The organism is Pseudomonas sp. NPDC087803 (assembly GCF_044742995.1).
Taxonomy (GTDB): domain Bacteria; phylum Pseudomonadota; class Gammaproteobacteria; order Pseudomonadales; family Pseudomonadaceae; genus Aquipseudomonas.
In genome coordinates this window covers 2,805-8,542 of record NZ_JBIUVO010000023.1, presented here as the reverse complement: position 1 = coordinate 8,542, position 5,738 = coordinate 2,805, and the positions used below count along the sequence as shown (strand labels likewise).

The 5,738-nt window shown below is 59.8% G+C and carries 7 protein-coding genes; all 7 read left to right on the top strand.

The features are described from left to right. Positions 1-1,068, top strand: a 1,068-nt coding sequence (gene aspS, locus ACIOUG_RS14275) for an aspartate--tRNA ligase (RefSeq protein ID WP_401066433.1), incomplete at its 5' end; no start/stop codon positions are given. 127 nt (positions 1,069-1,195) lie between these two features. Next, on the top strand, positions 1,196-1,942 hold the full coding sequence (locus ACIOUG_RS14270) for a YebC/PmpR family DNA-binding transcriptional regulator (RefSeq protein ID WP_401066431.1): 747 nt from the start codon (positions 1,196-1,198) through the stop codon (positions 1,940-1,942). Positions 1,943-2,099: 157 nt separating this feature from the next. Then, on the top strand, positions 2,100-2,627 hold the full coding sequence (gene ruvC / locus ACIOUG_RS14265) for a crossover junction endodeoxyribonuclease RuvC (protein ID WP_007951206.1): 528 nt from the start codon (positions 2,100-2,102) through the stop codon (positions 2,625-2,627). A 113-nt stretch (positions 2,628-2,740) separates the two neighbouring features. Further along, positions 2,741-3,349 (top strand): Holliday junction branch migration protein RuvA, encoded by a 609-nt coding sequence (gene ruvA, locus ACIOUG_RS14260; RefSeq protein ID WP_003227522.1) that lies wholly within the window; start codon positions 2,741-2,743, stop codon positions 3,347-3,349. Further along, positions 3,350-4,411: a Holliday junction branch migration DNA helicase RuvB gene (gene ruvB / locus ACIOUG_RS14255; protein ID WP_201237056.1), complete on the top strand. Its 1,062-nt coding sequence runs from the start codon at positions 3,350-3,352 to the stop codon at positions 4,409-4,411. Positions 4,412-4,538: 127 nt separating this feature from the next. Continuing rightward, positions 4,539-5,006, top strand: coding sequence for a tol-pal system-associated acyl-CoA thioesterase (gene ybgC, locus ACIOUG_RS14250; RefSeq protein ID WP_007962025.1), 468 nt, complete (start codon positions 4,539-4,541; stop codon positions 5,004-5,006). Further along, a complete protein-coding gene (gene tolQ / locus ACIOUG_RS14245; RefSeq protein ID WP_401066429.1) occupies positions 4,996-5,715 on the top strand; it encodes a protein TolQ in 720 nt (239 codons plus the stop codon). The genes ybgC and tolQ overlap by 11 nt, the downstream gene beginning before the upstream one ends. The last annotated feature ends 23 nt before the right edge of the window (positions 5,716-5,738 follow it).

The window sequence follows — 5,738 nt, the reverse complement described above, 5'->3', positions numbered from 1 at the left end:
GCCCATGATGTCTTCCTCGACGAAAAAGACATCATGGGCCTGACCGAAGGCATGATCCGCAACCTGTTCAAGGAAGTGCTGGATCTGGAATTCGGCGAATTCCCGCACATGACGTTCGAAGAAGCCATGCGTCGTTACGGTTCCGACAAGCCAGACCTGCGTAACCCGCTGGAACTGGTCGACGTTGCCGATCAGCTGAAAGAAGTTGAATTCAAGGTCTTCAGTGGCCCGGCCAACGATCCGAAGTGCCGTATCGCTGCACTGCGCGTTCCAGGCGGGGCGAGCATGCCGCGCAAGCAGATCGACGACTACACCAAGTTCGTCGGCATCTACGGTGCCAAGGGCCTGGCGTACATCAAGGTCAACGAGCGCGCGGCCGGTGTTGACGGTCTGCAATCGCCGATCGTGAAGAACATCCCGCTGGAAAACCTCAACGCGATCCTTGATCGCGTGGGTGCAGTTGACGGCGACATCGTGTTCTTCGGTGCCGACAAGGCCAAGATCGTCAGCGAAGCCCTGGGCGCGCTGCGTATCAAGCTCGGTCACGACCTCGACCTGCTGACCTGCAAGTGGGCGCCAATGTGGGTCGTCGACTTCCCGATGTTCGAAGAAAACGACGACGGCAGCTTCTCTGCGCTGCACCACCCGTTCACCGCGCCGAAGTGCACGCCGCAAGAGCTGGAAGCCAACCCGGCTGGCGCTCTGTCCCGCGCCTACGACATGGTACTGAACGGTACCGAGCTGGGTGGCGGTTCGATCCGTATCCACCGCAAGGAAATGCAACAGTCGGTCTTCCGCCTGCTGGGTATCAATGAAGCGGAACAGGAAGAGAAGTTCGGCTTCCTGCTCGACGCGCTGAAGTACGGTGCACCGCCGCACGGTGGTCTGGCGTTCGGCCTGGACCGTCTGGTGATGCTGATGACCGGCGCCCAGTCGATCCGTGAAGTGATCGCCTTCCCGAAAACCCAGAGCGCTGCGGACGTCATGACGCAAGCCCCGGGTGTGGTGGATGCCAAGGCACTGCGCGAGTTGCACATTCGTTTGCGCGAAACGCCAAAGGCTGAGTAAGACGGGCCTGAAGGCGCATCTTCGGATGCGCCTTTTTTCTATCTATAGAGAGCAGGTCGAGATTTTTTGTTTGCTGGCCGCTGCATGAGCAGGGCGGGCAACGTTTCAAGAGAATTCGGAGCGAGTTATGGCAGGTCATTCCAAGTGGGCGAACATCAAGCACCGCAAAGAACGTCAGGATGCCAAGAGAGGCAAGATCTTCACCAAGTGGATCCGTGAACTGACCGTTGCGGCCCGTCAGGGCGGCGGCGATCCGGGTTCCAACCCGCGTCTGCGCCTGGCCCTGGACAAGGCCCTCGGCGCCAACATGAGCCGCGACATCATTGATCGCGCCGTTGCGCGTGGCGCCGGTGCGACCGAAGCGGACAACGTTGAAGAACTGACCTATGAAGGTTACGGCCCGGGCGGCGTGGCGGTGATGGTCGAGTGCATGACCGACAACCGCAACCGTACCGCAGCTGCCGTGCGTCATGCGTTCAGCAAATGTGGCGGCAACCTTGGCACCGACGGTTCGGTAGCCTACCTGTTCGAACGCAAGGGCCAGATCAGCTTTGCTCCGGGCGTGGATGAAGATGCGCTGACCGAAGCGGCGCTGGAAGCCGATGCCGACGACGTCGTCAGCCATGAAGACGGCTCGATCGACGTGTTCACCTCGTTCACCAGCTTCTATGCGGTGCGTAACGCGCTGGAAGCGGCCGGGTTCAAGGGCGACGATGCGGAAATCGTCATGCAGCCGACCACCAGTGCCGAGCTGGATCTGGACGGTGCCGAGAAGGTGCTCAAGCTGATCGACATGCTTGAGGATCTGGATGACGTGCAGAACGTCTACTCCAACGCGGACATTCCGGAAGACGTGGCCGCTCAGCTCGGTTGATGCAAAATACAAAGGTCGCAGTTTTTGCTGGCTCTACACTTCACCTGTAGGAGCTGCCGAAGGCTGCGATCTTTGTGTTTTTAAAAGATCAAAAGATCGCAGCCTTCGGCAGCTCCTACATGTACCCTCAGCTTTCGCATCAATTTCTGCAGGCGTTATGACTTTAATTCTGGGTATCGACCCCGGCTCGCGCATCACCGGTTACGGGATTGTTCGCGATACCGGACGCGGCGGCTGCATCTACGTGGCCTCCGGCTGCATCCGTACCGGCGCCGGCGAGCTGCATGAGCGGCTGCAAATCGTTTATCGCGGCGTGCGCGAAATCATTCAGACCTATGGCCCGGTAACCATGGGCATCGAAAAAGTGTTCATGGCGAAAAACGCCGACTCGGCCCTCAAGCTCGGCCAGGCTCGCGGTGCGGCAATCGTTGCCGGTGCCGAGGAAAGCCTGGAGATTGCCGAATACACCGCCACCCAGGTCAAGCAAGCCGTGGTCGGCACCGGCGCCGCCAATAAGGAACAGGTGCAGATGATGGTCATGCACATGCTCAAGCTGACCAGCAAACCGCAGATCGATGCCTCGGATGCTCTGGCCATCGCCATTTGTCATGCGCACACCCGTTCCAGCCTGCTGCCGCATGGTCTGGGAACCGCACGCAGTCGTGGCGGGCGCCTGCGTCTCTGATAGCATCAGCAATCATTTTTGCGGAATGCGGATTTCGCGCCTGGGTCGTCGGCCCGAATCCGTACTCCATCTGTCGCCAGCCCACGGCTGGCCAACGCTCAAGGATCTGAAACGTGATTGGACGCTTGCGCGGCACCCTGGCTGAGAAACAGCCGCCGCACCTGATTCTGGATGTAAACGGCCTCGGGTATGAGCTGGAAGTGCCCATGACCACCCTTTATCGTCTGCCGTCAGTCGGTGAACCGCTCACGCTGCACACCCATTTGGTCGTACGCGAAGACGCGCAGTTACTCTATGGCTTCGCCGGCAAGCGTGAGCGAGACTTTTTTCGTGAGTTGATCCGTCTCAATGGTGTCGGGCCAAAACTGGCCCTGGCCCTGATGTCGAGTCTGGAAGTCGATGAACTGATCCGCTGCGTGCAATCCCAGGATACTTCGGCGCTGACCAAGGTCCCGGGGGTTGGCAAGAAAACCGCCGAGCGTTTGCTGGTCGAACTCAAGGATCGCTTCAAGGCCTGGGAAACCTCGCCGGCCATGTTTGCTCTGGTACCGAACCAGCCGGACGGCCCGGCGCCGGTCAATACCGCTGAAAACGATGCGGTCAGCGCGCTGATTTCCCTGGGCTACAAGCCGCAGGAAGCGAGCAAGGCGATTACCGCCATCAAGGACAAGAATTTGAGCAGTGAAGACCTGATCCGCCGCGCCCTGAAGGGAATGATTTAAGTGATTGAAGCTGATCGTCTGATCACCGCCGCGCACAGCCCGCGCGAGCGCGAAGAAGTCCAGGATCGGGCCATTCGCCCGGTCAGCCTGGCCGACTACATTGGCCAGCCGACCGTGCGCGAGCAGATGGAACTGTTCATCCAGGCGGCGCGTGGCCGCAGTGAATCGCTGGATCACACGTTGATCTTCGGCCCGCCGGGTCTGGGTAAAACCACGCTGGCCAACATCATTGCCCAGGAAATGGGCGTGTCGATCAAGAGCACGTCGGGGCCGGTGCTTGAGCGTCCGGGCGATCTGGCGGCACTGCTGACCAATCTTGAACCGCACGACGTGTTGTTCATCGACGAAATCCATCGTCTGTCGCCCATCGTTGAGGAAGTGCTGTATCCGGCGATGGAAGATTTCCAGCTCGACATCATGATCGGCGAAGGGCCGGCGGCGCGTTCGATCAAGCTTGATCTGCCACCGTTCACTCTTGTCGGCGCCACCACCCGCGCCGGCATGCTGACCAACCCGTTGCGTGACCGCTTCGGTATCGTCCAGCGTCTTGAGTTCTACAGCACAGCGGACCTGGCGACGATTGTCGGTCGTTCGGCGAATATCCTCGGCTTGCCGCTGGATCCTGAAGGCGCCTTTGAAATCGCTCGTCGTGCTCGTGGTACGCCGCGAATCGCCAACCGTCTGCTGCGCCGGGTGCGCGATTTTGCCGAAGTGCGCGCCAAAGGTCATATCACCAAGTCGGTGGCCGATCTGGCGTTGAACCTGCTGGACGTCGATGAACACGGTTTCGATCACCAGGACCGGCGCTTGCTGCTGACCATGATCGAGAAGTTCGATGGCGGTCCGGTGGGCATCGACAGCCTGGCGGCGGCGATCAGTGAAGAGCGCCACACCATCGAAGACGTGCTGGAACCGTATCTGATTCAGCAGGGCTACATCATGCGTACGCCACGGGGCAGGGTGGTGACACGGCATGCGTACCTGCATTTCGGTTTAAACATTCCGTCACGAATGGGTGAAATGCCCGTGGCAGACGAGTTTCTTGATGCAGTGGACGATTGATACACATTTTTTGGCGATTTATTCAGCGTTTGTACTGTCACAGGACGGTACTTTTGCGGTAAAGCCTTAAACACTGAAAAAACAGTTGCCTGGCCGGATTGGCAACCCGAGGAGTAAGCACTAGAGTATGCGCGCGCAAAACGGGCTTGAGCCGTTCGCACATCGTTGTCGCGTTTATTACGAGGACACCGATGCGGGCGGCATCGTGTATTACGTTAATTACCTCAAGTTTATGGAACGGGCTCGAACCGAGCGGCTCCGGACGCTGGGCTTTGCCCAGTCGGAACTGGCCGGGGAGGACCTGTTGTTTGTCGTGCATTCCAGCGAAGCGCGCTACCACGCGCCGGCGCGACTGGACGACGAACTGCTGGTAAGCGCTGATGTAATCGAATTGAACCGTGCCAGCCTGCGCTTCAGACAGCAGGTCAGGCGGGCTGCGGATAATGTGCTGCTCTGTGAAGGGCAGTTTCTGGTGGCCTGTGTGCGCACCGACAGTTTGAAACCCCGGGCCATGCCCGAATCCTTGCGTGCGGCCTTTGCCGACGCGGGCGGCACGGGTACACACTCAAAGCAGGAGATAAAGCGTGGAAGCTAACGTCGTCGACCATTCCTCCATGTGGAGCCTGGTCAGCAATGCCAGCATCGTGGTGCAGTTGGTAATGTTGACTCTGGTGGCCGCATCGGTGACCTCATGGATCATGATCTTTCAGCGCAGCAACCTGCTGCGCGCCGGTCGACGCGCCCTGGAGAGCTTCGAAGAGCGCTTCTGGTCGGGTATCGACTTGTCCAAGCTGTACCGTCAGGCCGGCAGCAACCCGGATCCGGATTCGGGCGTGGAGCAGATCTTCCGTGCCGGTTTCAAGGAATTCTCCCGTCTGCGTCAGCAGCCAGGCGTCGATCCTGAAGCGGTGATGGAAGGTGTGGCGCGGGCCATGCGTGTTGCCATCTCCCGTGAGGAAGAGAAGCTGGAGCAGAGCCTGCCGTTTCTCGCCACCGTTGGTTCGGTCAGCCCGTACATCGGTCTGTTCGGTACCGTGTGGGGCATCATGAACTCCTTCCGCGGTCTGGCCAGCGCCCAGCAGGCGACCCTGGCCACCGTGGCCCCGGGTATCGCCGAGGCCCTGATCGCCACCGCGATCGGCCTGTTCGCCGCGATCCCGGCCGTTATCGCTTACAACCGTTTCTCTGCCCGCAGCGAAACCTTGCTGAGCCGCTACTACACCTTCGCCGATGAATTCCAGGCGATCCGGCCCCCCCCAATGGCCACCCCCCCAAAAACCCACCGGGGAAAAACATCGATATAATTGCGGGGGGGGCCATTTAGGGG

Excerpts from the sequence above, each read along its gene's own strand:
- ACIOUG_RS14270 (WP_401066431.1), top strand. The coding sequence starts at position 1,196 with ATGGCAGGTCATTCCAAGTGGGCGAACATCAAGCACCGCAAAGAACGT.
- ruvC (WP_007951206.1), top strand. The coding sequence starts at position 2,100 with ATGACTTTAATTCTGGGTATCGACCCCGGCTCGCGCATCACCGGTTAC.
- ybgC (WP_007962025.1), top strand. The coding sequence starts at position 4,539 with ATGCGCGCGCAAAACGGGCTTGAGCCGTTCGCACATCGTTGTCGCGTT.